The sequence below is a fragment of the Granulicella paludicola genome, from assembly GCF_025685545.1.
Classification (GTDB): Bacteria; Acidobacteriota; Terriglobia; order Terriglobales; family Acidobacteriaceae; genus Granulicella; species Granulicella paludicola.
Genome location: NZ_JAGSYC010000024.1, coordinates 216786 through 243640, shown reverse-complemented (window position 1 = coordinate 243640; position 26855 = coordinate 216786). Strand labels below are relative to the sequence as shown.

The 26855-nt window shown below is 59.2% G+C and carries 24 protein-coding genes; 12 read left to right on the top strand and 12 right to left on the bottom strand.

What is annotated here, in order from left to right; translation table 11 throughout:
* The first annotated feature begins 5 nt into the window (after window positions 1–5).
* Entirely contained in the window at window positions 6–1262 is a 1257-nt protein-coding gene (locus OHL14_RS10435) for an ABC transporter permease (RefSeq protein WP_263379283.1), read from the top strand.
* Between the two features lie 147 nt (window positions 1263–1409).
* Here the strand turns inward: OHL14_RS10435 and OHL14_RS10430 are convergent, their stop codons facing one another.
* Together OHL14_RS10430 and OHL14_RS10425 are read right to left on the bottom strand one after the other, a co-directional pair.
* Window positions 1410–1658, bottom strand: a complete 249-nt coding sequence (locus tag OHL14_RS10430) for a hypothetical protein (protein WP_263379282.1) — start codon at window positions 1656–1658, stop codon at window positions 1410–1412.
* Window positions 1659–1885: 227 nt separating this feature from the next.
* Window positions 1886–4207, bottom strand: coding sequence for a lytic transglycosylase domain-containing protein (locus OHL14_RS10425; protein ID WP_263379281.1), 2322 nt, complete (start codon window positions 4205–4207; stop codon window positions 1886–1888).
* 173 nt (window positions 4208–4380) lie between these two features.
* On the opposite strand from OHL14_RS10425, the gene OHL14_RS10420 reads away from it, so the two are divergent.
* Window positions 4381–5106 (top strand): sigma-70 family RNA polymerase sigma factor, encoded by a 726-nt coding sequence (locus OHL14_RS10420; RefSeq protein WP_263379280.1) that lies wholly within the window; start codon window positions 4381–4383, stop codon window positions 5104–5106.
* Window positions 5103–5390 (top strand): anti-sigma factor family protein, encoded by a 288-nt coding sequence (locus OHL14_RS10415; RefSeq protein ID WP_263379279.1) that lies wholly within the window; start codon window positions 5103–5105, stop codon window positions 5388–5390. Before OHL14_RS10420 ends, OHL14_RS10415 begins: the two co-directional genes overlap by 4 nt.
* 105 nt (window positions 5391–5495) lie before the next feature.
* On the opposite strand, the gene OHL14_RS10410 is transcribed toward OHL14_RS10415, so the two are convergent.
* The 9 genes from OHL14_RS10410 to OHL14_RS10370 all read right to left on the bottom strand — a co-directional run bounded on the left by OHL14_RS10410 (window position 5496) and on the right by OHL14_RS10370 (window position 15862).
* A complete protein-coding gene (locus OHL14_RS10410; protein WP_317890411.1) occupies window positions 5496–6470 on the bottom strand; it encodes a hypothetical protein in 975 nt (324 codons plus the stop codon).
* A gap of 128 nt (window positions 6471–6598) precedes the next feature.
* On the bottom strand, window positions 6599–7594 hold the full coding sequence (gene ftcD / locus OHL14_RS10405; protein ID WP_263379278.1) for a glutamate formimidoyltransferase: 996 nt from the start codon (window positions 7592–7594) through the stop codon (window positions 6599–6601).
* 56 nt (window positions 7595–7650) lie between these two features.
* The gene (locus OHL14_RS10400) at window positions 7651–8376 is read right to left on the bottom strand and encodes an acyloxyacyl hydrolase (protein ID WP_263379277.1); all 726 of its coding nucleotides are present in this window, start codon (window positions 8374–8376) and stop codon (window positions 7651–7653) included.
* Between the two features lie 81 nt (window positions 8377–8457).
* On the bottom strand, window positions 8458–9198 hold the full coding sequence (locus OHL14_RS10395; RefSeq protein ID WP_263379276.1) for a YebC/PmpR family DNA-binding transcriptional regulator: 741 nt from the start codon (window positions 9196–9198) through the stop codon (window positions 8458–8460).
* Window positions 9199–9325: 127 nt separating this feature from the next.
* Entirely contained in the window at window positions 9326–10609 is a 1284-nt protein-coding gene (lysA, locus tag OHL14_RS10390; protein ID WP_263379275.1) for a diaminopimelate decarboxylase, read from the bottom strand.
* Window positions 10610–10643: 34 nt separating this feature from the next.
* Complete coding sequence (locus OHL14_RS10385; RefSeq protein ID WP_263379274.1) at window positions 10644–10991, bottom strand: PspC domain-containing protein; 348 nt, start codon at window positions 10989–10991, stop codon at window positions 10644–10646.
* Window positions 10992–11106: 115 nt separating this feature from the next.
* Window positions 11107–12603 (bottom strand): protein adenylyltransferase SelO, encoded by a 1497-nt coding sequence (locus tag OHL14_RS10380; RefSeq protein ID WP_263379273.1) that lies wholly within the window; start codon window positions 12601–12603, stop codon window positions 11107–11109.
* A gap of 139 nt (window positions 12604–12742) precedes the next feature.
* Entirely contained in the window at window positions 12743–14578 is a 1836-nt protein-coding gene (locus tag OHL14_RS10375; protein WP_263379272.1) for a glycoside hydrolase family 35 protein, read from the bottom strand.
* An 84-nt stretch (window positions 14579–14662) separates the two neighbouring features.
* Window positions 14663–15862 (bottom strand): hypothetical protein, encoded by a 1200-nt coding sequence (locus OHL14_RS10370; RefSeq protein ID WP_263379568.1) that lies wholly within the window; start codon window positions 15860–15862, stop codon window positions 14663–14665.
* 194 nt (window positions 15863–16056) lie between these two features.
* Between OHL14_RS10370 and OHL14_RS10365 the strand changes: the two genes are divergently transcribed.
* Genes OHL14_RS10365 through OHL14_RS10355 form a run of 3 tightly spaced genes read left to right on the top strand, consistent with a single transcriptional unit; the run spans window position 16057 to window position 18186 of the window.
* Window positions 16057–16329: a hypothetical protein gene (locus OHL14_RS10365; RefSeq protein WP_263379271.1), complete on the top strand. Its 273-nt coding sequence runs from the start codon at window positions 16057–16059 to the stop codon at window positions 16327–16329.
* A gap of 56 nt (window positions 16330–16385) precedes the next feature.
* Window positions 16386–17684, top strand: a complete 1299-nt coding sequence (locus OHL14_RS10360; RefSeq protein ID WP_263379270.1) for a carboxypeptidase-like regulatory domain-containing protein — start codon at window positions 16386–16388, stop codon at window positions 17682–17684.
* A gap of 4 nt (window positions 17685–17688) precedes the next feature.
* A complete protein-coding gene (locus tag OHL14_RS10355) occupies window positions 17689–18186 on the top strand; it encodes a DUF4149 domain-containing protein (RefSeq protein ID WP_263379269.1) in 498 nt (165 codons plus the stop codon).
* A 68-nt stretch (window positions 18187–18254) separates the two neighbouring features.
* On the opposite strand, the gene OHL14_RS10350 is transcribed toward OHL14_RS10355, so the two are convergent.
* A complete protein-coding gene (locus OHL14_RS10350; protein WP_263379268.1) occupies window positions 18255–19370 on the bottom strand; it encodes a VWA domain-containing protein in 1116 nt (371 codons plus the stop codon).
* A gap of 453 nt (window positions 19371–19823) precedes the next feature.
* Between OHL14_RS10350 and OHL14_RS10345 the strand changes: the two genes are divergently transcribed.
* From OHL14_RS10345 to OHL14_RS10320, 6 genes are all read left to right on the top strand, one after another.
* Window positions 19824–20831 carry an NAD(P)-dependent alcohol dehydrogenase gene (locus OHL14_RS10345; RefSeq protein ID WP_263379267.1) on the top strand — a complete coding sequence of 336 codons (1008 nt, stop codon included), beginning with the start codon at window positions 19824–19826 and terminating at the stop codon, window positions 20829–20831.
* A 130-nt stretch (window positions 20832–20961) separates the two neighbouring features.
* Window positions 20962–21546: a hypothetical protein gene (locus OHL14_RS10340; RefSeq protein WP_263379266.1), complete on the top strand. Its 585-nt coding sequence runs from the start codon at window positions 20962–20964 to the stop codon at window positions 21544–21546.
* A gap of 30 nt (window positions 21547–21576) precedes the next feature.
* Window positions 21577–22869: an ABC transporter permease gene (locus OHL14_RS10335; protein WP_263379265.1), complete on the top strand. Its 1293-nt coding sequence runs from the start codon at window positions 21577–21579 to the stop codon at window positions 22867–22869.
* An 81-nt stretch (window positions 22870–22950) separates the two neighbouring features.
* Window positions 22951–23427: a carboxymuconolactone decarboxylase family protein gene (locus OHL14_RS10330; protein ID WP_263379264.1), complete on the top strand. Its 477-nt coding sequence runs from the start codon at window positions 22951–22953 to the stop codon at window positions 23425–23427.
* On the top strand, window positions 23376–24113 hold the full coding sequence (locus OHL14_RS10325; RefSeq protein ID WP_263379263.1) for an ABC transporter ATP-binding protein: 738 nt from the start codon (window positions 23376–23378) through the stop codon (window positions 24111–24113). The genes OHL14_RS10330 and OHL14_RS10325 overlap by 52 nt, the downstream gene beginning before the upstream one ends.
* A gap of 257 nt (window positions 24114–24370) precedes the next feature.
* Window positions 24371–26854, top strand: a complete 2484-nt coding sequence (locus tag OHL14_RS10320; protein ID WP_263379262.1) for an ATP-dependent Clp protease ATP-binding subunit — start codon at window positions 24371–24373, stop codon at window positions 26852–26854.
* Window position 26855: the final 1 nt, after the last annotated feature.

Sequence of the window (26855 nt, the reverse complement as noted above, 5' to 3'; positions counted from 1 at the left end):
CTCCTATGAACCTTCGCGAAATCCTCCTCGAGTCCCTGCAGTCCCTCAACCGCAACCGCGTGCGGTCCGGCCTCACCATGCTCGGCATCGTCTGGGGGCTCGTCACCGTCGTCCTTCTGCTCAGCTACGGCAAAGGTGTCGGCGACGCCGTCATGCAGGGCTTCATGGGCATCGGTAACAACGTCATCATGATCTGGGGTGGCCAGACCTCCATGCAGGCCGGCGGCGAGCGCTCTGGCCAAAAGGTCAAACTCCGCGATGGCGACATGGAAGCCGTCCGCGACGCACTCCCCTTTCTCTCCGCCGTCTCCCGTGAAACCGACGACGGCTTCAGCGTCAAGTACGGACCCAAGTCCGTCAACATCCAGAGCAAGGCCATCGACCTTCCCTACGCTCGCATGAGAAGGCTCGACGTCGAGGACGGTCGCTACTTCGAACCTGCCGACTTCGCCGAGCATCGCCAGGTCGTCATCTTCGGCCCCCACGCCGCCACCAAGCTCTTCAACGGCTATCCGCCCGTCGGCGAAATCGTCCAGATCGAAGGCCAGCCCTTCACCGTCATCGGCGTCCTTCGCAATAAGATTCAGGACTCCAGCAACAACGGCCCCGACAACGAAAATATCTTCGTCCCCTTTGACACCATGCGCACCCTGCGCCAGCAGCGCGACCCCGACTCGATCGTCTTCCAGCCCTCTACTCCTGCCATGCACCTGCAGGCCATCCAGGCTGTCCGCACCGTCCTCGCCCAGCGCCACAACTTTGACCCCCGCGACGACAAAGCCATCGGAGCCTGGGATACCATCGAAGACGGCAAGAGCATGGTCCAGTTCTCCATCGCTTTACAGGTCCTGCTCGGCATCATCGGAGCCATGACCCTCGCCGTCGGTGGCGTCGGCGTTATGAACATCATGCTCGTCTCCGTCACAGAGCGTACCCGCGAGATCGGTCTCATGAAAGCCCTCGGAGCCCGCCGCCGCGACATCCTGGCGCACTTTCTGCTCGAAAGCCTCGTCCTCACCTTCATCGCCGGCGTTATCGGCATGGCTGTCGCCTTCGTCGCCGCCTACCTCATCCCACCCATGCCGCTCTACTCCGCGATGTACAAAACGGCAAACCACGAAGGCGACATCATCCTCCGCGCCTCCGGCACCATCATGCTGACGTCCTTCATCATCCTCGCTCTGGTCGGCATCGTCTCAGGCTTCCTGCCCGCCTGGCGTGCCTCCCGCATGGACGCCGTCGTAGCCCTCCGGCACGAGTAATTCGGCGCTTGAGCTGTCAAGCCCCGAACCCGCTCAAACCTATGATTCTAAATAGGATAAAACTTGCATGTTTACCCTATGCCGCTTGATAAAATAGAAGTAGAAGCAAGAAAGTAGCTGATAGGCGCTCTGCAAACATGGTTCTCACTAAATTTGAACCACAGGCACTGGAAGGGTGACAAGCACTTTGGCGACCAACTCCGGTTTGAGCGTTGCGGCTTCAATCGCTTCTGCGCACTTTACGCCACTAAGACGCACAGCATCGTTAACGGTCTGGAAGTAGAGCGCCACAGTTTCCGACATCTCAGGAGAGATGTGTTTTCCAATAGCACCGAGGGCCTCGAGGGTAGCATTCACGCTCAGCAGAGCTTGTGTGCGGTCGTCAAGTTCATCCATTTTGATCATGCTTGTCTAGTTAGGCAAAAGCTATCACGCGCTGAAAGCGATTGTCGGCCAATAGCGGACAAGAGAACGCCCGACTCCAGAAAACTGGAACCGGGCGTCTGGAAGTGTTGAACTCCATTCTGATGCGGAAGGCATCCTTGCTTTCCGAACAACTTAAGTCCAGCCCTTAGTCTCGCTTTCCCCATACTTTAGATCGAAAGTATGGGGGGAGGGGGTACCTACCGTCCCGCATAAATCGCCCGATACATCTCCCGATTCCTCATAATTCCCTGCACATATTCACGTGTCTCGGTATAAGGAATCGACTCGACCCACTCAGGAACATCCTTGTAGTTGTTGAGCGCAATCCAGTTGCGAATCGGCGTATCGCCAGCGTTATAAGCCGCCAGCGCATACTCGACTTGACCGCTGTACTTATTGATCGAGTTTTTCAAATCAACCGTTCCGAGCCGCAGGTTCGTCGTCGGATCCAACAGTTCGCTCGTCGTAAAGTGTCTGTCTCCGCCCCGCTTCGCCAGCATCTTCCCTGTCGAAGGCAACAGCTGCATCAATCCATAGGCATTCGCGCGACTCACAGCGCCGGGATTGAACTCAGACTCCTGCCGAATTAGCGCCGCTACAAGATACGGATCAAGTCCGTTCAACTCAGCATTCGACTTCAACTGGCTCCAAAAAGGACGCGGAAACACCAGCTGCCAGTAAGCCATCGGAACTTCCTGCACTGGCAGCGAGAAGAACGGCAGCTTGGCTCGCTTCATCGCTTGTAGCGCGCGTGTATCTTCACCGAAGCTCTGGTAGATTTCAGCTTCGGCCAGAACGCCCCAGCTGCGCGACGTTTCGCTCAGCTGAATCTCGGGCCGAATGTACTCGTTCAGCGCAGCGTTCGCCAGCAACCGCGCCTTGATCAGATGCGGATCGTTCTCAGGAAGTACATCGGTCAAATGCGGATCGTCGATCGCTCGCACCGAAGCCAGCGCGGGCGCAGGCGCAACCGCTTCGCGTGTGCCGATCACCGCGATGCGGCCACGACCAAGAATCGCGTAATAACTGTTCGGATACGCATTGCTCAGCGCTTTGTAGTAGTTCAGCGCCTGCGGCAGATTCTGCTCGATGTCCTCGTACAGACGTCCGCGCCAGTACAGCGCTCCGGGAATCTCCTGTCCTCCCGGATAGTTCACGATCTGCTCATCCATCAGCTTCGCAGCCTCTGGATAACGCCGGAGACGATAGTTCAGCCACGTCGCGTGCCAGTGCGAGTTCGGCGCATACGTACTGCGCGGAAACCGCTCGCACAGCGCCGTGTAGTCAGCAATCGCCCGCTCGCTGTCATGCTTCAGCAGGTACATATTGCCGCCCGAGTACAACGCCTCCTCCAGCCATCGGCTCTGCGGATAGCTAGTCATCAGCTGCTGCACAATCGCGTCCTGCTCGTCGTTGCGGCCCGCACTGCGAGCCAGCTCCGCCCGCATGTACAGCTTCAGCGCAGCCGTATCGTCACCCGTCTGCGGAAGACTGTTCACTTCTCCGCTACCCAGCTTCTTCAGCCTCAGATCGCACACCGCAATGTAAATCTCCAACGCATCGCGATCCGCCTGACTCAAGCCGTTTTCATCCTTCTGCAGCGCGCGATACTCTCCCGCTGCTTCAACATACTGCTTCGCGTTGAACAACGAATCCGCGTGCTGCTTCTTCTCGCCCGGCGTCAGCGGAACATTCATCGCCACGAGCTGCGCCTTGGCAAGCGCAGCCTCAGGCGCCAGCGGATTGCCGAGATACAAGCCGCGGTACAACGACGACGCCTTATCCACATTCCCCGAGGCCTGATACGCCTTCGCCAGCGCCATGCGATAGTCCACATGGCTCGACGTGCTCGCATCGGCAAGTGGCTGAAGTGCCTTCAGCGCACTCGTCGGATCGCCCTGCGCCAGATACGCACTCGACAGCAGCACCGGCGCCTGATCCACGAACAAGCTTCCCGGATGCTTCTCTGCAAAGCCTGTGAGCAGCGTAATCGCCTGCGAAGCGTTATTGCCCTGAACCGCAGCCTGCGCGCCGAGGTAGTCTGCATAATCCGCCAGCGGCGAGTCGCCCTCAGCCGCGCGCCGGAACGTCATCTGCGCGTCGCTGTATCGCTTGTCCAGGAGATAGGCATGTCCGAGCGCCAGGTTGGCCGCAGCCGATCCATCGCCAGGATGAGACGCCGCATACGATGCAACGCCCGCATACGCCGCTGCGCTGCGCGAGGTCACCAACTGTTGCGCCATCGGTCGCAGCTGCGCCGAAGCCGAAAACGCGTGGTTCAGCCGAACGCTTTCAGCCGAAACCGTAGGCTCCTCCACGCGTCTGCCCTTAGCCTTGCCACCCTTCGCGACCACGCGCGAGCTCTTCCCCGAACTCTTGTGTGCGCTTTTGCTGCTCGAACTCTTGGCATGCGCCGTCGCAGGCTTGTGCTTCTTGGAACTCTGACCCGCTGCCATAAACACGGACGCCGCGCATACGATCGCCGCGATCCGCTGCCACCTTCTTGCTACTGGACTCATCCCAACCTCATTCCTTCTTGAGACTAACGTTGGATGCCCCCGTTTCAGTCGCTGTCCTACAGCAGGGAACCACCGGAGGTTACTGCCCGATTCCGTCAGGACACTCGCAAATCCCGCCTCTTAGCAATGGTTTCCGCCCGACGGCTCAAGTACACTAGTCAGGGAGCTTAACTATGGCCGCAACGCAAGCAACTGTCGCCCAAACCGAGGCTCAAGACCCCTTCGATCCAACCCAGGCGATTCCGCCCGAAGTGCTCGCCAGCGTTCTTCCCGCAGATGTTGCCGCCGAAGACGCCGCACCGATCGAGATCCACCCGGACATCGCTCTTGTCGAGCGCGCCAAAGCCGGCGATACCGCCGCCTTCGAGGTTCTCGTACGCCAGTATGAGCGCCAGATCTTCCGCACTGCCCAGCACATCACGCAGAACCGCGAGGACGCTGAGGACATCACCCAGGACGTCTTCTTCAAAGCGTTCCAGAAGCTGGAGCAGTTTCAGGGCAACTCCAAGTTCTCTACCTGGCTTGTCCGCATCGCCGTGAACGAAAGCCTGATGCGCCTGCGCAAGCGCAAAACCTCTAAAACGGTGTCCATGGACCAGGATGTGGAGACGGATGAAGGCTCCATCCCCCGCGATTTCGCCGAATGGCGACCCAATCCGGAGCAGAATTACTCACAATCGGAGCTTGCGGAGATTCTTCGTAAGACAATTGCGGGTCTTCCCCCAGGTTTTCGAACCGTTTTCACACTCCGGGACATCGAAAACTTGTCGACGGAAGAGACGGCCGAAGCCCTCGGGCTGAGCGTACCGGCAGTCAAGTCGAGGTTGTTGCGCGCGCGTTTACAATTACGCGAACGTCTCAGCCGGTACTTTCGGCAAAGCAAAGAGGCAACTAAGTGAACTGCACCGATTTTCTGGCCAAACTAACCGACTACTTTGATGGGCAGATCGACCCTACCCTTCTGGTCGAGGTAAAAGAACACCTCGGAACCTGCCACCACTGCGAAGTGGTCGTAGACACGACTCGCAAGACCATCGATGTCTATCGGGGCGCCCAGACCTACGAGTTCCCGGACGAACTCGCCAACCGCCTTCGTGCAGCGGTGATGGATCGATGTAAAACAGTCGGTAAGTATCCAGACGTAGAAAAGAGAGCCTCTGAGCCCGTCGCGAAACACTCGTAGATGTCATCGGACTCTGAGCTTGTGAGTCTACAGAATCACCCCGATTTCAAACAAAAGAGGCGACCCCGAGGGTCGCCTCTTCCGCTTTCTGTCTAAAAGGAACGATTACTTGACCACAACCTGCTGGAACAGCGGCGAGGTCAAGAGACCTGCGAACTCCGAATCCGAAGACGAGTAAGTCACCATCAGCGTGCCCGAGTTCGAGTCGATCGTCGTGTCATCCACAGCCGACTTCTCGAGCGGCGATCCGCCAGTCTTCTTCATCAACGCAACACCCTTCATCAGGGTCGCTGCGGTCGCCGCCGTGATCGTGTCGGAGGTCGTCACCGCCATATCAAACTTCACGCCATTCGAGAAGTCCATGGTGTAACGTGCATTGCGGAAGCGGTTCTTGACGGTGTCGTAATCGGCCAACGCCGAAGCGTCGCCGAGCACACCCTTCATCATGGTCTGCGTACCCTTCGAATCCAGAATGCTCCAGACCGGACGCGCGTCCACGATCGCCATCTCATTCATCATGTCGCTGTTCTGCAGGAAGTTCGGCTGCAGACCATCGCGTGCATCGAGGGCAGCCTTCACGGCATCGCGGTCGCCGAAGATCATGGTCGTCTGGTTCAGGAACGCCACGCTCATGCCGGCGTTGCCCATGGGCCAGATCGAGTTCTGTCGGTAGGGAGTCGCTTTAGTCTTCGACTTGGCGAAGTTTGCCATGATGCCCGCCGTATCGAACTGTCCCTGAGCCACGCCCAGAACCCTCGTCCCGGTTCCCCCTCCTGAGGCGCGGAAGGCAGCAAACGCCAGCGTGTCGGCGTCGCGATCGACCTTCAGACCAGAGGTCTTCAAGGCCGTCTCCAGGCGCTTGAGCTCCGGCGGAAGAACGCGGTCTTTCAACTGCATGGCTGCGGGCGAGCTCTGCATCACTTTGTAGTCCACCACAATGATCTGCTGCACATCCTTCGGGATGGAGCTGCGCGCATCGCCGCTAAGCTGTGCCGCCTGTGCGGTTGCCGAAATCATCGCCATTACCAGCGCCGAAGTCACGCCTAGAGTTACCCGTTGCTGCAAGCTCTTCAATGTCATCACCTTTTACTCCTGCTGTACGCGCCCGAAACCTCTTCAGGGCAACATCTTATGATTGTTTCCGAATCGACCCTCCTGAGCAAGCCTAAAAAGCTCCCATCGCGAGGTTTTACGGCGGTGTCACATACCTACGGCCAGTCCAACGGATGGCTAAGCCTGCGCTCAAGGACCTTCTCTTCAGGGTCGAACTGGGGTATTTGACGAATCCAATCGGCGTTTGGCTCATACGCCGCCTCAGGAATCAGCCCAATCAGCTCTCCATCCCCAATTTGGGCTCCATGACGAGCTGCGATCTGCGCAACCGCCGCATGAATGCGGGCAACAGGGGTTTTATGGAAGTCCGTGACGTTCATACTCACCTGCGGTCGACCGTTTACAAGCACGCCCATCGCCTTCACGCCCAGCATGCCTCCGCTGGAAGCGCGCACTTCCTTCGCGATGGTCCGCGCAAGACCTACATCGGCAGCACCGGAAGACGAGATGAGCGCCGAGTCCATGCCCGCCGCCTCAATGTCTGCATTGGATACGCCGCTGCCCGCCAGATAGATGTTGTACGCAATCAGAAAGGTACGAGCTCCGACAATCGAGGCCCCAGCCGTCGGGTGCAGCTCCGGTCCTCCGATATCAGGACGCCGCGCCGAATCGCGCATCGTGTCCTTCATTAGGCCTTCGAACTGGCCTCGGCGAACGTCTTCCAGCAGTACGCGGTCCGGACGAGTCGCCGCCCCGGCATAGAAGTACACCGGCACGCCGTAGCGGTTCCAGATCTCCTTCCCCGCCTGCCGCGCAAGCAAAGCACATTGCATCAGGGAGATACCACTCACCGGCACGAACGGTACAACATCCGCCGCACCGACGCGTGGATGCTCGCCTTTCTGCTGTGTGAGGTCGATCAACTTGGCCGCCATGCCCACACCGCGGACAGCCGACTCCAGCACTGCATCAGGAGCCCCAGCAATCGTCACCACGGACCGATTGTGATCAGGGTCAAGCGAGTAATCGAGCAGGTGCACGCCGTCGACGCGCATCGCGCCAACAATTGCGTGCACCTTCTCAAGGTCTCTGCCCTCTGAGAAGTTCGGAACACACTCTACAATCTGCTCACTGATCCCGTTCTCGCTCATTGCACCAAGGCTGCTTCCAACTATTTATTCCGAATCTCTGAATTCCGTTCCAGGCCCTACTTCTTCCACCACGTGTAGCCTACTGATACTTGCAGACTCACATTAACACCAGGGTTCTTATCGCCGAGGCTCGAGCTTGAAATATGCACCGCGTTCACGCTCATATCCACCGAGCGCTGCGGCTTCACAAAGTAGTGTGCACCAATTCCGCCCTGCGGGGTAAAGTTCCACACACTTGTGTCGGCCGCTGGACCCGTCTGTGTCGGGTCGGCGACATTGAGGTTGCCAACGCCAGGATACTTGCGGGTCGTGTACACCATTCCACCTGCAGCCTGCGCCCACGGCATGAATTTGCGACCGTGCGTGAGGTTCCAGCGCAGCTGAATCGGCGTAATGCTGACGCCACGATACGTGCCACCACTGGTGGTCGGGCCATAGCACTGGCTGGCCAGCGTAGCACCCGTCGGGCAGTTCAGACGCTGAAACTTCGGCGTGTACGACTGCCAGATCGGAAACACCTCAACCGAGTACTCGAAGTTGCCTTTGAACAGCCCCGTACCCAACTCCGGCGTGATGACCTTGCCCAGATGGGCACCCGCGAGGAAGAACGAGTAGTCCGTGCGCTCTTCAAGGCCAACGCCGCCCTGTGCCAGTACGCCGTACTCCCACGGAGTGGAGTTCGCGACCTTTGCCACCGGCGACTCATGAACATCCTGCGCGTTGACAACACCGCAAGCAAGCAACGCCGAAGCACAAAGACCCAACCAGACGGAACGCTTCATCAACTCTTCTCCTCACAATCGAAAGCCGCCATCGAGTGGCGGCTTTCTTCGCACTACACTCTTCTAGCTACTGATTTTTCTCTAGGCCGGTACGGACTCTTCGTCCATTTCGAAGTTCGAGTACACGTTCTGTGTATCGTCGAGATCGTCGATCGCTTCCAGCAGGCGCGACATCTGAGCTGCCTGTGCGCCCTCAAGCTTCGTGTAGGTCGAAGCAAGCATCGTTACTTCAGCCTGCACAGTATCGATCTTCGCCGCCTTCACGGCATCGAGTACGGCGTTGAAGTCAGCAGGGGCGGTGATAATCTCCCAAACTTCGCCTTCATCGCTCAGATCCTCCGCACCCGCATCGAGAACGATCTCCGTCAGCTTGTCTTCGCTGGCCGCATCTTTCTCGACAACAATCAGGCCCTTCTTCGAGAACATGTGAGCCACGGATCCAGGAGCACCAAGATTGCCGCCCTGCTTCGAGAACGCGTGACGAATCTCGCTTGCTGCGCGGTTCTTGTTATCCGTCAAAACGTCGACGATGATCGCAACGCCACCAGGACCATAACCCTCATAGGTCAACTCCTCGTAGCTAGCTCCTTCGAGCTCGCCGGTTCCCTTCTGGATGGCGCGCTTGATGTTGTCGGCGGGCATGTTCTCCGCCTTCGCCGCTGCAATCGCTCCACGCAGGCGAGGGTTACCGTCCGGGTCGCCACCGCCGCCCTTGGCTGCGATGGTGATTTCCTTGATGAGGCGGGTGAAGATCTTGCCGCGCTTGGCGTCGAGGGCGCCCTTCTTATGCTTGATTGTTGCCCATTTTGAATGGCCGGACATGGGTGGAACCTCTGCTGCTTTGGAGTCGTGGATCGGTGGTTCTGGAGGGCGGAAATGGCCTGAAATCATGGCCTCTCGCACACCCTCGTCGCTCAGAAGTGTAGCACGTAGCCCGCTGTGATTGGAGTCAGACGATCTCCGCCGCCATGAGCTCATCCAGCGTTTCGCGACGGCGAATCAGCCGTGCGGAGCTGTTCTCGACCAGTACCTCTGCGGGATGAACTCGAGTGTTGTAGTGCGAAGCCAGACTCATTCCATAGGCACCTGCATCCAGCAGCGCAACCAGATCGCCGGAACGCAGCTCTGTAGTCTCTCGATCCCGTGCAAAAAAGTCACCGGACTCGCAGACCGGACCCACGATATCGGATGTCTGCTGTGCCCGTTCCGACTTCTGCACAGGCCAGATCTCGTGATGGGCCTGGTATAGCGCGGGACGAATCAGATCATTCATAGCCGCATCCGTGATGACAAAGTGCTTGTCGCCGTTCTGCTTCGTGTAAAGCACATTTGTAATCAGCGCGCCTGCCTGCGCCACAAGGAACCGTCCTGGCTCCAACAGTAACGTTGCATCCAGTCCCTGCATCACGCGACTCAATTCAGCTGCATAGCTGGCGACGCTCGCGGCAGGGTCAAAATCCCCATTGCCATACTCAATGCCAAAGCCACCACCCGCGTCCACGTGCTGAATATCGATGCCATCCGAGCGCAGCTCCTCGACCAGTGCCCGCACCCGCTGTAACGCCTGCCCGAACGGCTCGACAGCTCGAATCTGCGAGCCTATATGAACGCTGACGCCTTCAGGGCTAAGCCCGGGCAATGACGCCGCATGCTTGTACACCTCACGCGCCCGCGCAATCGCGATACCGAACTTGTGCGCGCTGAGCCCTGTCGAGATATACGGATGCGTCTCTGCAAAGACATCTGGATTCACACGCAGCGCAATGCGCGCAGTCTTCTGCAACGCCACCGCGCGCGCGCTCAACAGTTCGAGCTCGGCCTCGCTCTCCACGTTGAATAGCAGTATGCCTGCTTCGAGCGCTGCGTCCATCTCCCACGCCTGCTTACCCACGCCGGAAAAAACCACGCGTCCGAGCGCCTTGGGAGCAGCACGGCGAACGCGCTCCAGTTCACCGCCAGAGACGATGTCGAAGCCGCATCCCATTCCTGCAAGCAGCTTCAAGATCGCCAGCGACGAGTTGGCCTTCACCGCGTAGCAGAGGGTCGTAGAAAGCGCGGGTGCAGCGGCAGCGAACGCCTGCTGCAGCATCTGGGCGCGCTCGCGAATCGCGTCAGCCGAGTACACATAAAGCGGCGTGCCGTACTCGGCAGCGAGGGCTGTAAGGTCTACACCGGATACGGCAAGACGGTCCTGAACATAAACGAAGGGGCGCGGCGATGAAGTCGTACTCACCTCTTCATCGTACCGCGCCCTTTGCTTTAGCCGATTAGACCTGCGGCTGAACTGGCTCTGGAATCACTGGAGTCGGAATCGCGAAGGCAAGCGGCTCCTTCGGCATCACGATCCAGGCCGCGAAATAAAGCAGGAACGGCATTCCGCAGCCAGCCAGTACGGTCAGCACTACAAGCAGGCGAACAATCGTCACATCCCAACCATAGCGACGAGCGAACCCGGCGCACACACCGGCGATCACACGACCTTCACGAGCGCGATAAAGCCCTTCGCGGGCTGCTGCATTTTCTACGGGAACATAGGCAGGCGCAATCCGTATTCCACAGGCGCTGCAAAAACGAGAACCTACCTGAACTTCGCTACTGCAATTTGTGCAAATCATATCGAAACCTCCTTAGCAACATCGTTGCGCACTTAGTAATACGCAGCGTTTTCGCAGTAGTTCCGTGATTCTTCGGCCAGCTCCACCTTTTGCATCCCGGAGCGGCTTCGGTGGATTACGTCCCACAGAAAGTCTGCTGCACTTGCTCCTCCGGCCGCGCCGGAACAGTAAATCGCACCAGTTCCGGCCGGTCCTCATACGGTCGAGACGTCGCATCCAGCAGCTCCTCGAACGGCCGAAAATCCTGTCGCTCCATCGCCGCCTGAATCACCGCCTCCACCAGATGATTGCGCGGAATGAATATCGGATTCACCCGACGCATCGCTGCCGCCCGTTCTGCCGCAGAGCCGCTCTCCCTATCCAGCCGCTTATGCCACGCAGACGCCCACACATCGAAGCTCGCGGGATCGGCGAACAGCAAGCGTACCTCGCTGTCACCCGCAGGTGAAGCCGCCGCCTCGCAAAGCCGCCGGAAGGTCAGCGTGAAGTCCGCATTGTTCGCAGCCATGCGGTCCAGTAGGTCCTGCGCTAGAGCAGCATCCCCTTCCTGCTCCGTAAACAAACCGAGCTTACTCTGCAGCCCGGCATCTCTCGCCGCTTCGAACTCCGTGGCAAAGACAGCCAGTGCTTCCTGAGCTGCAAGGACACCCGCCTCTTCGCTGCCCTCTTCTTCTGTCAGCAGCGGTAGCAGCGCCTCCGCCAGCCGCGTCAGGTTCCAGTGCGCCGCGTGGGGCTGATTGTTGTAGGCGTAGCGTCCCCGCGCGTCGATCGAACTAAAGACCTGGTTGGGATCAAAGGCCTCCATGAAGGCGCATGGCCCATAGTCGATCGTCTCGCCCGAGATCGAACTATTATCCGTGTTCATCACGCCGTGGATAAACCCAAGCGACATCCACTGCGCAATCAGCCGTGCCTGCCGTCCAATCACACCGTCCAGAAGCGCGCGGTAGGGCTTTGCCTCTTTCGCGACCTCAGGATAGTGCTGGGCGATCGCGTAATTCGCGAGCGTCCGCAAACCTTCCTTGTCCTCCAGCGCAGCGAAATACTGAAACGTGCCCACGCGCAGATGGCTCGCTGCAACGCGCGTAAACACGCCACCTGGCAAGTAACGCTCTCTCACCACGCGTTCGCCAGTCTCAACAGCTGCCAGCGCGCGTGTTGTCGGTACACCCAGAGCGTGCATCGCTTCGCTCAGGATGTACTCACGCAGCACCGGTCCCAGCGCGGCGCGTCCGTCGCCTCGGCGCGAAAACGGCGTTGGTCCGGAACCCTTCAGCTGCACGTCATAAAGGTGCCCGTCTTCGCCACGCAGCTCTCCAAGCAGGTTCGCTCGACCATCTCCAAGCTGCGGCACGAAGTGCCCGAACTGATGCCCTGCATATGCAAGCGCCAACGGTTCCGAGCCTGCCGCTATACGATTGCCCGCAAGGACCTGCACACCCTCTTCAGTCGACAGCGCTGCGGGATCGAGCCCCAGAAACCGCGCCAGCTCTTCATTCACCTTAATCAGCCGCGGCGCCGCCACCGGCGTTGGATTCACCCGCGCATGGAACCGCGCAGGTAGCTTTACATAGGTGTTTTCGAAGTCGAAGGTCGTCTGTTGTGTTTCCATACTGTGTTTCCTCTTCCTCTATCTGAACAGAAACCACAAACAGGAGCACGTTCGCAGAAGAGAGCTGAGCAAGGACGTAGAAGACGTCAGCAGATCTTCTCCAAAGCGTGAACTCTGCAGCGACCTCCCGCGATGCGCTTTACTTCTTCGGGGTGTCGAAGATCGGGGCGACAGTGGTCGTCAGGATATCCGTCGAGTCGCCCATCAGGTCGAAGAAGTGAACCGCATTCTTGCCTGCATGAAGCCACGGCCCCGGCGTATACAGGGCATACTGCGGCCCAACCGACCAGAAGCGACCGAGCGGGCGTTCGCCGAGCCACACCATGCCTTTGTGCAGCTCGCTCGTGTTGAGGTAGGTATCCACCGGCATCTGCACATCCATCTGCACCTGGTAGAAGCACGGGCCGCTGCAAGGCTCAGCGTTGAACGGTAGGGACGCCACGTGGTCCATCGCCAGCGAGTAGATCTGCCATCCCACAGGCTCCTTGCCGTCGAGCGTTACTGTACCGGTAAGCCCCGTGCGTTCTGTGCGGATCACCTTGGTATAGTTCACGCGGCCCGAGTTCTCCACCAGAACATCCAGCGTTGCAGCCCGGGCGACCGCTGGGAGCTCGACCGTATCCGTACCTAGTCTGCGGTCCGCCGTGCCTACAAGTTTCTGGTCAACATAAACCTGCGCGTAATCATGCAGGCCGCCCAACACCAACTTTCCGCCGTCGCCCGCCCTAAGCTGCGTGCGGTACAGCACATAACCATAGGGTTGATCGAGGTCTTCAAACGTCAGCAGCTTTTTCGAGGTCACCGGCTTAGGCAGGTTCTTCCATAGCGAGGCCGACAGCATCTTCGGCTCGATCGGAAACGCCTGAAGGGTGACTGGCTTCGGTAGAGGAGGAGGCGTTGTCTTCGTCACTTCGGAGATAGCTTTACGGAACGCGAAGAACTTCGCAGTCGGCGTGCCCTTCTCGTCGAGCGGAGCGTTGTAGTCGTAGCTGGTGGTATCGGGCTGATAGTTCTTGCCGTTGGAGTTTGCGCCATTCATCCAGCCGAAACTCGTGCCGCCGTGGAACATGTACATGCTCACCGAGTAGCCGTGTTCAATCATCCAGCGATATTCGGCGGCCTCTTTGTTGCCGTCCGTCACCTGGTGCTTCTCACCCCAGTGATCGAACCATCCTGCCCAGTACTCGCCTGACATCTTCGGCCCGTCCGGGCGTTCCTTTGCGAGTGTCGCAAAAGCCTTCTCCGCATCACCCGTCCCAAAGTTGATCACCGCCGGCAATTCCGGCAACGAGCCCTTTGGCAACTGCTCCGGACCGTCCGCCGTATAGATCAGCGAATCGCCCATGCCGCTCTCATGCAGCTCCTTCTTCAACTCTTCGAGATACGCCTTGTCGTCGCCAAACGAGCCATACTCGTTCTCGAGCTGGACCGCGATGATCGGCCCGCCGTTCTTCAGCAGCAGCGGCTTGATCTCCTTCCCCAGCCGCATCAGCCAGGTGTGCACCTCAGCCGTGTACTTCGGATCATCCGAGCGCAGCACAAGGTTTGGATCCTTCAGCAGCCACGACGGATAACCACCCAGCTCCCACTCGCCGCAGATGTACGGGCCCGGTCGCAGGATCACGTTCAAACCCTCCTGCTGCGCCTCGCGTATGTACTCAGCAATATCGTTCTGCCCACTGAAGTCGTACACGCCCTTCTTCGCCTCATGCGCGTTCCAGAAGACATATACCGTAATCGTATTCAGGCCCATCGCCCGCGCCTTCTGAAAGCGATCCCGCCAGTATGCCCGTGGCACGCGCGGATAGTGCATCTCGCCAGAGAGGATCTGGTACGGCTTACCGTCCATCAGGAACTGATTGCCACTCACCGCAAACGTATGCGTTGGCGTCTGTGCCTTTAACAACGTGGCGGGAAGAGTTGAGGCAAACAAGGCTGCCAGCAGCAGGGGCTTCCGCAGATTCGAACAGGGCATAAATAAGATCCTTCGCGCAGAGAAATTGGTAGGACAATCGTCGATGACGATCGTATATGGGCAGCCTCAAGCTTGGCGACTGAGCTATTTCCCTGTGAACGGCTTCTCCATGTGGTCCTTCGCCGCCGAAGCCTGCGATTGGTCCCCACCCGGCTTTAGCACCTGCTGATAGTCCGCAATCGCCGCCTGCCGATTGTGCAGCAGGTCCTGCATCTCACCTGCTGAAAGCCACGCCCTCTTCCTCAACCAGTCGCTGCAGTTCGGCTGTTGTGCTGCTTGCGTGTATCCTTCGGCAGCTTCCTTGATGAAGTTGTAACCGCGTTGTGTATCGGCCATGCCGAAGTACGCCATCTGCAGGCGCACATCCGTGAAGTACCCTGGCTTCTGAGCATCCGCGATCACCTGCTTATACGCTGCGATCGCCTCCAACCCATGCCCCTCGTCCTTGGTGAGGTTCGCCACCTCGAGCCGGAACAGATAGTCATGAGGAAACTCACGAGCCAGCCCGCGTTGTACGTCCAGCGCCTCTGGATAGCGCCCGTCGTGCCGCAGAAACAGACTCAACGCCGTTCGCGACTCCACCGCTGTCACCACACCATGCGCCGCAGCATTCCGCAGCATCGCCAGCCCCTTCTCCTTGTTGCCACCCACCCCCGCCATGATCCCCACAATCATCCGCACCCAGCCTGGCAGACTCGCGACCGCAAATTGCTGAATCCCAACCGCCATATCCGCGTCTGCATACTGCGGATCGAGCTTCAGCACTTGCTCACTGTCGTTCCTCGCAGCTAACCCCTGCCGCGCTCCCTGCGCGAACGAATGGTCCACTAGCACGATGAACGCCGCATGCATCCCCTTCGCATATCCGCGCTCGAAGTAGGCATCCTTGTCATTCGGGTTCGCTTTGATCGCCGCGTCGCACATGCCGACGACCTTGTTCGTCAACCCTTCGATCTGCTCTCGCGTGGGCGCTGGAACCTCGACATTCCGCTTGGTCGACAGGAAGCTGTTGCGTGCGTAGTAGGTCGTGTCCAACAGGTCCTGGTGATACAGCTCGCGAAAGATCACCGTGAATAGGATGTAATTCCAGGCCATGGGATCATTGGGGTGCTCTTGCGAAACATGCGTAAACACCTTGTATGCGCCATCAAAATCAAGGCTGTAAAAGCGCTCGAACCCCTGCCGCACCTCGGGATCGAGGTTCAATTGCACCGTATGCGGATTCGGCTGAGCTGCGGCCGTTCCGGCCGCCACCAGCAGCATAAACATCGCCTTTACAAGCACTTGCCTCAATCTAAACCTCCAGCCCGCCCGCTATCTATCCATCTTAGACGCCGTCTCTACCCCTAAAGCGGAGTGTCAAACTCAACGCTAACGAATACAATCTTTCATAGATGACGCGGAGCCTGCCCCGATTCGTTTTCTGATTCGGTAGTTGGCTCAAGCGTGAAGGCTGCTTTGTTTAAAGGAAACCATCGATGGACCTGCAGACGATTCTGCCCCCTGCTTTACTGACGATTGGCTGCTTTGCCTATATCCTCTGGCCGCAACAGAAGATCGCCGTCCAGACCGAGAAGACCCGCCTCGACTATCTTCGCGAGCGCAAAGACTCCATCTACGACAACCTCCGCGACCTGAACTTCGAGTTCCGCGCTGGCAAATACCCAGAAGAGGACTACGCCCGTCAGCGCGAGTCTCTCGAAGCCGAAGCCACCCGCGTCGTCACCGAGATGGAAGCACTCGGAGCCTGAGTCTCCCTCCAAAAGCACGTCGATAAACGCGCCGAGTCGTGCAGTATCCTTAGAGGGTGCTCGCCAACGTAAAATTTCTCCGCTCGTTCGTCGTCCTCGCGCTCCTGTCGCCGCTTGCCGCCTTCGCTGCGACGCCCATCACCGGCACCGTGACCAACCGCACCACCGGCAAGCCGTCCGCCGGCGACGACGTGACCCTCATCCGTCTCGCCGCCGGTATGCAGGAGTCCACCAAGACCAAGACCGACGCCCGCGGTCACTACTCCCTCGACGTGCCCGACGACGGCCTGCACCTTGTCCGCGTCACCCACGATAAGGCGAACTACTTCCAGCCCGCGCAGCCCGGCACAACCACCGTCGATCTAGACGTTTACAACGCCGCGGCGAGCGTGAAGGGCGTGTCGACCGAGGCCATTGTCATGCGCCTCCAGACCGACGCCTCCGGCAACTCCCTCAAGGTCGTCGAAAACTTCTTCGTCAAGAACGACTCCAAGCCCGCGATGACGCAGTTCTCCAATGAGCCCTTCGACTTCTATCTTCCCGAAGGCGCCGTCGTCGAAGGCTCCGCCGCGCTCGCACCCGGCGGTATGCCCGTCCAAGCCGCGCCAGTTCCTCTGGCCGATAAGGGCAAGTACACCTTCCTTTTCCCCATCCGTCCCGGCGAGACGCGCTTTCAAGTCAGCTACCACGTCCCGTACTCCGGCACCTTCAAGTTCGATCCGCACGTCACGGCTATGACGGACACGGTTGCAGTCATGATGCCGAAGTCTATGACCTTCACCCCCGCTGCCGGCTCGCCTTTCAGCGCCGTCAACGATGAGGTGAACGCTCAGACATTCGTCGCTCGCAGCGTCGCCGTTGGCCAGCCTCTTGCCTTCACCCTCACAGGCAAGGGCGAACTTCCGCGCGACTCTCAGGATCCAGCCCAGAACGGACAGGGAGGGCAAGCCGGAGCCGCAGGCGCACAGTCCGGCGGCAGCCAGGCCGCGACCGATAACACCGCTCCCGGCAAGGGCCTCGACAATCCTCTCGATCCCGAGAACTCCCGCGATCCCTGGGGCAAGTACAAATGGTGGATTCTCTCCGGGCTCGCGCTTATTCTCGCCGTCGCTGCAGCTTTGCTCCTGAAGAAGCCAGCTGCGACCACGGGAGCCGGAGCTCTTGGAACGCCTGCTTCCCCTGTGCTCGTAAGCAGCCCGCTGGTCCACGCATCGCAGCTCCTGACGGTGCTCAAAGAGGAGATGTTCGCCCTCGAAACCGACAAGCTTCAAGGCAAGGTCTCCGACGCGGAATACGCCGAAACCAAAGCCGCGCTGGAGCTCATCCTTCGTCGCGCGCTAAAGAAGAGCGCCTAATTCCATGAAAACAATCCTCGCCGCCGTCCGGATCCTCCGCCTCTACGCGATCGCTTTGTGGGTCGGCGGCTTGGTCTTCTTCGTCGTCGTCGCCGCGGTCGCGTTCGGGAACCTGCCTTCGACGCACGAGGCAGGCATTGTCGTTCGCGGCTGCCTTCTTGCGCTGCACACCCTCGGCACCTATGCAGGCTTCATCTATCTGTTGCTGACACTCACGCTGCTGGCTCTCGGAGATCGCCACTGGCGTCACGGCGCCGAGATCGCCCTCATCGTTCTGATGCTCGCCCTCACCGGCTACTCGCAGCTCAGCATCATCCCCCGCATGGAGCGCGACCGCACCTCGCTGCAGCAACAATTCGCCGCCGAGGTGGATCAAACGCCCAAGGACGCCCCAGCTCACGCCGAATTCGACCGACTGCATGGTCAATCCACGCATGTAGAAGGAACGGTATTGCTGGCAGGGTTAATCGTGCTGGCGATGGCAGCGTTCAAGGAAGACTAGGAATTCCAAGCAAAGGCCCGTCACTCAATAGAGTGGCGGGCCTTTGTCCTTTAGATTCCCTGCCTTCCTCACTCCACCGGCAGCTTCGCCTTATATCCATCCTTCGCAATTACCGAGTACTTCACAGGCCTGCCCTTCTCGTCCTGCATCCGGAGCGGCTTCCCCTCGTTATCTACGAGATAAACCTTTACCTTCCGATAGCTGCCATCGTTCTTCGTATTCGTCGGCTTGTAGGTCAATACATACTGGTTGCGAATGCTCTCGTTGATCTGCCCGAAGATATCCGGAAGTTCTCCCTGGAACGTCGGCTGAAAATGCAATCCGCCGGTCATCGCCGCGATGGTCTTCATCTCGTTGTCGGCCTGCAGATAGTCCATATGCCGCGGCCCGCTGCCAGAGGACATGGCTCGGACAAGCCCACCGGTGCTGATCGTAAAGATCGTCACATCGGGCGTCGCTGCGATCTTCTTCATCATCTGGTCCCACGTTAGCTTGCTGAACGTGTCCCTGCCTGACGAAATCAACACAATGTACTTCCGGCCCTCCACGCGCGTCAGCCGATCCAGCGTCTCGTACAAGGCGTCGAACTCGTTTGTTTCGCTGAAACCCGGAATCATCAGAGAGTCCAGTGATTCCCTAATTACGTCCTTGTTATTCGTAAAGTCGCAAAGAATGCTCGTCCGCATATCATAGGTCGCCACCGCAACATAATCCTCTGGCTGCAGCGTCCTGTAAAAGCTCTGCGAAGCGTTCCGCATGTCCTGGATGAACGGCCACGAGGTCGACGCGAACTCCAGCAGCATCACCGCCGTAATCGGAGTCTTTGTCATCCGCAGGCTCGTGACATCCTGCTCCTTGCCGTCCTCCACCACCAGGAAGTTTGGTGCTTTCAAACCTGGAACAAACTGGTGGTTTTTGTCGAGCACCACGCTGACGTCAAGGTTCACAATCGGCACATCTACTCGCAGCGAGTACGTCGCCCCGGGGTTCGCAACCTTCTCCTCCGAAGGAGCAGGCGGTGGTGCAGCCTCTTCCTTCTTCTTCGGCAAGTCGATCTGGTTGCTGTTCTGCGGTCCGGCATCGTCGGTCGTCGCGGGTACAGGCTTTTGCTGCGTGTCCTGAGCCAAGAGACAACTGCCGCACAACGTCATTAGCGTGAACGTGAGGAAAATGCGCTTCATCATGGATAGAGCCCCAACAAAGATCCTGCAAGAGTGACGTTACTACGATAGACGGAAGCGATGACGCGGGAGGGTTCACACTTGCCACACCGGCTTTTCATCCAGGAGAAAAGCTCAACACCCAAACTTACCCAGGTAAGTGCGCTTCTAGAATTTGGCCTGTCGGCTTAAGCACAAAGGGCCGCCGGGGGGTGCCAGCGAGCCCTTTGCTTTCAAATCGCGCCACCTATCAAGGGATGCAACCGGTGGGGGGTTGTCCCGACCAGTGGCGCAACCAAATTATCGCACAATCGTGCTATCAGACCATCAAAATTCCGTGGAAATGTACCGCGCATTTCCCGCTCCAAAACGCTTTTGATGTCACCACTTGCCCGGCATTTTCCCTGTTGTAAGCTTGACGAGTATCACTTTTGGGGCCGGGCTTACGCAGGGGTTCAAGGATAAGAGGAACGACAGATGGTTGAGATTCAAGGTTGGGCCGCGCACGCGGCCGGAGCAGAGCTTTCTAACTTCAAATACAAGGTCGATGAGCTCGGCGCCAACGAGGTCGAGGTCAAAATCTCGCATTGCGGCGTCTGCCACTCCGACGTCCACCTGATAAATAACGATTGGCAGATCAGCAAATATCCCTTCATCCCCGGTCACGAGATCGTCGGCAAGGTGACCGCTATCGGCTCAGGCGTCAAGGACCGCAAAGTTGGCGAGCGCGTCGGTATCGGCTGGCAGTCTGACTCCTGCGGCATCTGCGAGTGGTGCCGTAAGGGCGAAGAGCAACTCTGTCCCAAGGCACAGCCCACCTGCGTGGGTCGAAACGGAGGCTATGCCGCGGCTATCCGTGTCAACTCCCGCTTCGCCATCCCGGTACCCGAGTCGCTCGACAGCGAGAACGTCGCGCCCCTGCTTTGCGGTGGCATCACCGTCTACAGCCCCCTGCGCAACTGGCTCGCTCGACCCTCATCGCGAGTGGGCGTCGTGGGCATCGGTGGCCTCGGCCACATGGGCATCCAGTTCGCCCGTGCCTTCGGCAGCGAAGTGACAGCCTTCTCCACCAGTGCAGACAAAGCTGACGAAGCCAAAGGGCTCGGCGCGCATCACTTCGTCAACACCCGCGACACCGGCGCTGTGAAGAAGCTCGCAGGCAGCTTTGACCTCATCCTTTCCACCGTCTCGGCGGATCAGGACTTCCAGAGCTTCGTAGGCGCGCTGCGTCCCAAAGGCACGCTCGTCGTCCTCGGTGCCTCACCGTCGCCGATGCAGATCTCCGCGTTCAGCCTGCTCTCAGGTCAAAAAGCTGTCGCAGGCAGCCCAACCGGCAGTCCCACAGATCTGCACGAGATGCTCGACGTAGCCGCCCGCCATGGCATCAAAGCCATCACGGAATCTTTCGCGATGAAGGACTGCAACCTCGCTGTCGAGAAGGTCAAAAAGAACCAGGTCCGTTACCGCGCTGTGCTGAAGGCATAGGCGCACAGCACATGCTGTATGAACTGCCGGAGATTCTCCGGCAGTTTTTATTGCCGCTGAAACAAGTTGAGACCAGTCTCCTTCGCAATTTCACTTACGTTCGGCGCGAGGCTCTCATACAATCTCGCTTATGCTTCCGCGAATTCTTCTTGCACTTTCTCTCTCTCCGCTGATGCTGGCTGCGCCACAACAGGTCGAACCCGGCCTGCGGCTGACCAGCGCGCTCACAGTGATTGAACACCCCGCGAGCGGCGATCCAATCGTTTCTGCCATGCACGCCACAAAGGTTGGCTCCAACGCCCACACCGGTAGCAATTTCGCTCGCGGCCTGGTGTACTCCGGTCAGCAGAACACGGTCGAAATCGATGGAGTCACCTCATCTCTTATTCTCCAAACGACGACACCCACCTTCTACGTACACGTTGATCCGGAAGATCCGAGCGATCAGCGTGCAATGTTCACGCTCGTCCGCCTGAAGCCGTCGAAGGACACACGCGTCGCTATCACTTTCACTGCGAACACCTTCGGAGGAGGCAGAAAACGCCATATCGACGAAGTGCCCGTCGCCAAATCGGACGCGGGGAACGATGTCCTGAAGGTGACGCCGCAATCGCCTCTGACTGCTGGGGAGTACGGCCTGCTAATGCTGCCAGCAGACAGCAAAACTTTCCCTGATCGTGTCTACGCCTTCACCGTTCCACTCCGGGAGAAATAGGTCTGCTGCCGTGTTGTACGGTAGATGCTGATGCGTTTCGAACTATTCATCGCCGCAAGATACCTGCGCGCCCGCCGCAGACAGGCCGTCGTCGGGCTGATTACAGCGATCTCCGTCATCGGCGTTGCTGCCGGAGTCGCTGCCCTGATCGTCGCTCTCGCCATCACCAATGGCATGCGCCGCGACCTGCAGGACCGCCTCGTCGGCTCGACCGCGCACGTAGAGTTGCTGCGCGTCGCCGGTGACGGCATCCGTGACTGGCGTCCCCTGATGCAGCGCCTGCAAACCGTGCCGCATGTGCAGGCCATCTCGCCGGGACTCTACGGACAGGTCCTCATCTCGCGCGGAGCACGCAGCGGCGGCGCACTCATCAAAGGCATCGTTCCAGCCGACGAGCTGAAGATCGGCGACCTCCTCCAGAGCGTGCATAAGGGCTCCATCAAAGAATTGTCACCATGCGCACAACCAAGCGATCAAGCTAGTTGGCAGTGCGCCGACCCTCCGTTACCACCATTCGAGGTTCAAGGCAGCATCCCACCCATCGTCATCGGCGGCGACCTCGCCACAACGCTAGGCGCACAGGTCGGCGATTCCATCCTCGTCACCAGCCCGCAGGGCGAACTCACCCCACTCGGCCTCGTGCCCAAGTACCAGCGTTTCCGCGTCGTCGGCATCTTCGAATCCGGCTTCTACCAGTACGACTCCGCCTACGCCTTCATGCGTCTCAGCGACGCGCAAAAGCTCTTCATCGAACCCGACCTCATCAGCGTAATGAGCTTCCGCATCGACGACCTCTACAAAGCACAGGAGGTCGGCAAGGCTCTCGAACAGGCCGCTGGTCCCGGCTTCCAGGCCACCAACTGGATGGAGCAGAACCGCGAGCTCTTTCGCGCTATGAAACTCGAGCAGGTCGTTACCTTCATCGTGCTCGCGCTCATCGTCGTCGTCGCCGCCCTGAACATCCTCATCGCGCTCACCATGATGGTGATGGAGAAAACCCGCGACATCGCCGTCATGATGAGCTTCGGCGTCACCGCCGAACAGGTTCGCCGCATCTTCCTGCTGCAAGGCTTGCTCATCTCCGCCATCGGCACCACGCTCGGCCTCATTATCGGATACATCGCCAGCATCCTCGGCTCTCACTATCACTTCATCCACCTCGACGCGAGCGTCTACTCCATCGACACACTGCCCTTTGCCCCACGCATCGTGGATGCCCTCATTGTCGGAGGAGTATCCCTCGGCATGGCACTGCTCGCTACGCTGTATCCCTCAAGCTCAGCCGCCAGCGTGTTACCCGCCGAAGCGCTCCGCTACGAGTAACGCCTCATTTTTCGTCATTCCCGCAGGGAATCTGCGTTTGTTTTCGCCAGGAAGCGACACTGATTTAAGCTGGAGGACATCATGCGTCTGCCCTACCCAAAACTCGCTCCTGAGGCCTACGCGGCGATGCTCGCCGCAGGCCACGCCCTTAACACGACGACCGGGCTGGATCTCGCTCTTCTCGAACTGGTTAAGCTCCGCGCCTCCATCGTCAACGGCTGCGGTTTTTGCATCGGACTCCACAAAGCAGATCTGAAAAAGCACAACGAACCAGACACCCGCCTCGAAGCCGTCGCCAGCTATGAAACCTCCGACGCCTTCACCCCACGGGAGAAAGCCGCCCTTCGCTGGGCCGATGTCCTCACCAACATTCAGCAGGGCCACGCTCCTGACGCGGAATACGCCGCTGTCGACGAGTTCTTTCAGGGCAAAGACCTCGTCGACCTGACCCTCGCCATCGCCCAGATCAACGCCTGGAACCGCCTCGGCATCGCCTTCGCCGCCGAATGGATTCCGCCAAAGACGAAGCAAGCGGACACGAAGGCGACAACAGCCTGATGCCCGTCCTCCGCGCCATCGCTCTCGACAAGACTTACCCGCCTCTCAAGCCCGGAGGCGAATCGCTGCGCCTCTTCCACAACCTATCTTTCGAGGTCGAAGCTGGCGAAATGGTCGCCATTGTCGGCGATAGCGGCGCCGGCAAGAGCTCCCTGCTCCACCTGCTTGCCGCGCTCGACACCCCCACTGCGGGCGAGGTCTGGTGCGGTGATACCAACGTCACCAAACTTACCCCTCAGCAGGCCGGAGCCTACCGCAACCGCGAGATGGGCTATGTATGGCAGTTCCACTACCTGCTGCCCGAATTCACCGCCATCGAAAACGTCGCCATGCCCCTGCTCGCCCGCGGTGTCGCTAACGCGACTGCGCTGGCCGAGGCCGCTATTTGGCTCCAGCGCGTCGGCCTCGCAGACCGCGCCGAAAACCGCTCGGGCGAACTCTCCGGCGGCGAGCAGCAGCGGCTTTCTATTGCTCGCGCTTTGATCACCAAACCCAAGCTGCTGCTCGCAGACGAGCCAACCGGAGACCTCGACACCGGCACAGCTGAGCGCGTCTTCGAACTACTCCAGACGCTGCACCGCGAAAATCAGCTCGCCGGCGTCATGGTCACGCACAACCTTGAGTTCGCCGCACGATGTGATCGCACGCTCCGCCTCCGCGAGGGTCGCTTGGTTCCCGCGTCCTGACCTGTTCGTAAAACCGCCATTTGCGACCGATTTCCCACAGCCTCATCCAATCAGATTGAACCGGAGCTGCACGAACCTCTGTGCAACCGGCAGGAGACGGACTACACTATCTCCAACTCACTGGTTTGAAGAAGATCTCAATCAGTCCTCTCCGTCGCAACTGACCGCGACGGTGGCTACTAATCGTCATCGCAGACCGCGCCCTCGTTTCCCAGGTAACAAACCCCAAAGCGCGGGCGACGGTTCGAAGGGGGAGCATGTTCGAACGCTATACAGAAAAGGCGCGGCGCGTCATATTCTTTGCGCGCTACGAGGCGAGTCAGTTTGGCTCGCCCTACATCGAAACCGAACATCTCTTGCTGGGCCTGCTGCGCGAAGATAAAGCACTCACCAATCGCTTTCTGCGCTCGCACGCTTCAGTCGAATCCATCCGCAAACAGATTGAGCAGCACACCACCGTCCGAGAGAAGGTCTCGACCTCCGTCGACCTGCCGCTCTCGAACGAGTGCAAGCGTGTGCTCGCCTACGCGGCCGAAGAAGCCGAGCGGCTCTCGCACAAGCACATCGGCACCGAGCACCTGCTGCTCGGCCTGCTGCGCGAAGAAAAGTGCTTCGCCGCAGAGATCCTGACCGAACGCGGCCTGCGCCTCACCGCGATCCGCGAGGAGCTGCAGCGCACCACGCAGGAAAAGCCTGCCCAGCAGAGCGGTAGCACCGGCGGCAAGCAGCGCGGCAACCAGCAGGAGCAGTCCATGCTGGCCGAGTTTTCCCGCGATCTCACCCAGGCAGCTACCGATCAGCAGCTCGATCCGCTCGTCGGCCGCGACTTCGAGGTCGAGCGCGTCATCCAGATCCTCTGCCGCCGCACTAAAAACAACCCTGTGCTCATCGGTGAACCCGGTGTTGGTAAGACGGCAATCGTTGAAGGCCTCGCGCAGAAGATCGCCGACGGTGAAGTCCCGAGCTTCCTCGCCGATAAGCGCGTCCTCTCGCTCGACCTCAGCCTTATCGTCGCTGGCACCAAGTACCGTGGCCAGTTCGAAGAGCGGTTGAAGACCATCATGAAGGAGTTGCAGGAGAACCAGAACTGCATCGTCTTCATCGACGAGCTGCATACGCTGGTGGGCGCTGGTTCGGCGGAAGGCTCGCTCGATGCTGCGAACATCCTTAAGCCAGCCCTGAGCCGCGGCGAGATCCAGTGCATCGGCGCAACCACACCTGCGGAGTTCCGCAAGTCGATCGAGAAGGACCGTTCGCTCGAGCGTCGTTTTCAGGCTGTGAAGGTTCCGCCGCCGAACGAGGAAGATGCCATCAAGATCATGATGGGCATCCGCGAGAAGTACGAGAAATTTCACGCCGTCAGCTACACCGACGACGCGATCACCTTCTCCGTCTCGCACTCTAACCGCTACATTCCGGACCGCTTCCTACCGGACAAGGCTATTGATCTGATCGACGAGGCTGGCGCCCGCGTGAAGCTGCGGCAGACGACTCTGCCCGAGGAACTGACCGAGGTCCAGAAGCGCATCAAGTTCATCGTGCATCGCATGGAAAACGCCATCGCGAACCACGAGTTCGAGAAGGCGCGCTTCTACTCCGACGAGGAACGCAAGGAGCGCGAGAATCTTCGCGTGCTGCGCGACAAGTACCACCTCGACGAGTCGAGCTCGGGCATCGTCACTCGTGAGGACATCGAAGACGTCGTCTCGCGCTGGACTGGCGTTCCGATCACGTCCATCAAGGAAGAAGAGACGCAAAAGCTACTGCGCGTGGAAGAAGAGCTCCACAAGCGTGTCATCTCGCAGGATAAGGCGATCTCTGCTTTGTCCCGTGCGATTCGCCGCTCGCGAGCTGGCCTCAAGAACCCGGCTCGTCCTATCGGCAGCTTCCTGTTCCTTGGACCTACCGGCGTCGGCAAGACGGAGATGGCGCGCACCTTGGCGCAGTTCCTCTTCGGCTCGGAGAAGTCACTGATCCGCTTCGATATGTCGGAGTTCATGGAGAAGCACTCCGTCAGCAAGCTGATCGGTTCGCCTCCGGGCTATGTCGGTTATGAGGAGGGCGGCCAGCTCACCGAGCGCGTCAAGCGTTCGCCGTACTCGGTTGTTCTGCTGGACGAGGTTGAAAAGGCTCATCCCGATGTATTCAACCTGCTGCTGCAGGTCTTTGAAGACGGCCAGCTCACCGATGGTCTCGGCAACACGGTCGACTTCAAGAACACGATCATCATCATGACCTCGAACATCGGTGCCAAGCACCTGATGAAGCGCGAAGGTCTCGGCTTCCAATCGAGCAAGGACGAAGTTGTGCTCGAGAAGATGCAGGAGATGGTGATGAGCGAGGTGAAGCGGACCTTTAACCCCGAGTTCCTCAACCGTCTCGACGAGGTCATCGTCTTCACGGCGCTGTCGGATGCAGACCTGATGCAGATCCTCGAACTGCTCGTTCAGGGCCTGAATACGAACCTGGTACACAAGGCCATCACGCTCTCGGTTCAGGACGATGCCAAGCGCTGGATTCTCGAAAAGACGCTCACCGATCGCAGCTACGGCGCGCGACCGCTGCGTCGCGCTCTGCAACGGTTTATCGAAGATCCTCTGTCAGAGGCTTTGATCGCCGGTCAGATCGCCGAGCGGCCTGCATTCCTTGAGGTCTATCTCGATAACAACCAGCTCTTCTATCGCCCTGTTGCAGCCGAGGGCGAAGAGAAGCTTGCAGGTCTCCAGCTCACCACGGTCTAGC

What these genes read in the sequence shown, in the direction of transcription:
- OHL14_RS10435 (WP_263379283.1), top strand. Translation starts at nt 6, where the DNA reads ATGAACCTTCGCGAAATCCTCCTCGAGTCCCTGCAGTCCCTCAACCGC.
- OHL14_RS10430 (WP_263379282.1), bottom strand. Translation starts at nt 1,658, where the DNA reads ATGGATGAACTTGACGACCGCACACAAGCTCTGCTGAGCGTGAATGCT.
- OHL14_RS10425 (WP_263379281.1), bottom strand. Translation starts at nt 4,207, where the DNA reads ATGAGTCCAGTAGCAAGAAGGTGGCAGCGGATCGCGGCGATCGTATGC.
- OHL14_RS10420 (WP_263379280.1), top strand. Translation starts at nt 4,381, where the DNA reads ATGGCCGCAACGCAAGCAACTGTCGCCCAAACCGAGGCTCAAGACCCC.
- OHL14_RS10410 (WP_317890411.1), bottom strand. Translation starts at nt 6,470, where the DNA reads ATGACATTGAAGAGCTTGCAGCAACGGGTAACTCTAGGCGTGACTTCG.
- ftcD (WP_263379278.1), bottom strand. Translation starts at nt 7,594, where the DNA reads ATGAGCGAGAACGGGATCAGTGAGCAGATTGTAGAGTGTGTTCCGAAC.
- OHL14_RS10400 (WP_263379277.1), bottom strand. Translation starts at nt 8,376, where the DNA reads ATGAAGCGTTCCGTCTGGTTGGGTCTTTGTGCTTCGGCGTTGCTTGCT.
- OHL14_RS10395 (WP_263379276.1), bottom strand. Translation starts at nt 9,198, where the DNA reads ATGTCCGGCCATTCAAAATGGGCAACAATCAAGCATAAGAAGGGCGCC.
- OHL14_RS10385 (WP_263379274.1), bottom strand. Translation starts at nt 10,991, where the DNA reads ATGATTTGCACAAATTGCAGTAGCGAAGTTCAGGTAGGTTCTCGTTTT.
- OHL14_RS10380 (WP_263379273.1), bottom strand. Translation starts at nt 12,603, where the DNA reads ATGGAAACACAACAGACGACCTTCGACTTCGAAAACACCTATGTAAAG.
- OHL14_RS10375 (WP_263379272.1), bottom strand. Translation starts at nt 14,578, where the DNA reads ATGCCCTGTTCGAATCTGCGGAAGCCCCTGCTGCTGGCAGCCTTGTTT.
- OHL14_RS10365 (WP_263379271.1), top strand. Translation starts at nt 16,057, where the DNA reads ATGGACCTGCAGACGATTCTGCCCCCTGCTTTACTGACGATTGGCTGC.
- OHL14_RS10355 (WP_263379269.1), top strand. Translation starts at nt 17,689, where the DNA reads ATGAAAACAATCCTCGCCGCCGTCCGGATCCTCCGCCTCTACGCGATC.
- OHL14_RS10350 (WP_263379268.1), bottom strand. Translation starts at nt 19,370, where the DNA reads ATGATGAAGCGCATTTTCCTCACGTTCACGCTAATGACGTTGTGCGGC.
- OHL14_RS10345 (WP_263379267.1), top strand. Translation starts at nt 19,824, where the DNA reads ATGGTTGAGATTCAAGGTTGGGCCGCGCACGCGGCCGGAGCAGAGCTT.
- OHL14_RS10340 (WP_263379266.1), top strand. Translation starts at nt 20,962, where the DNA reads ATGCTTCCGCGAATTCTTCTTGCACTTTCTCTCTCTCCGCTGATGCTG.
- OHL14_RS10335 (WP_263379265.1), top strand. Translation starts at nt 21,577, where the DNA reads ATGCGTTTCGAACTATTCATCGCCGCAAGATACCTGCGCGCCCGCCGC.
- OHL14_RS10330 (WP_263379264.1), top strand. Translation starts at nt 22,951, where the DNA reads ATGCGTCTGCCCTACCCAAAACTCGCTCCTGAGGCCTACGCGGCGATG.
- OHL14_RS10325 (WP_263379263.1), top strand. Translation starts at nt 23,376, where the DNA reads ATGGATTCCGCCAAAGACGAAGCAAGCGGACACGAAGGCGACAACAGC.
- OHL14_RS10320 (WP_263379262.1), top strand. Translation starts at nt 24,371, where the DNA reads ATGTTCGAACGCTATACAGAAAAGGCGCGGCGCGTCATATTCTTTGCG.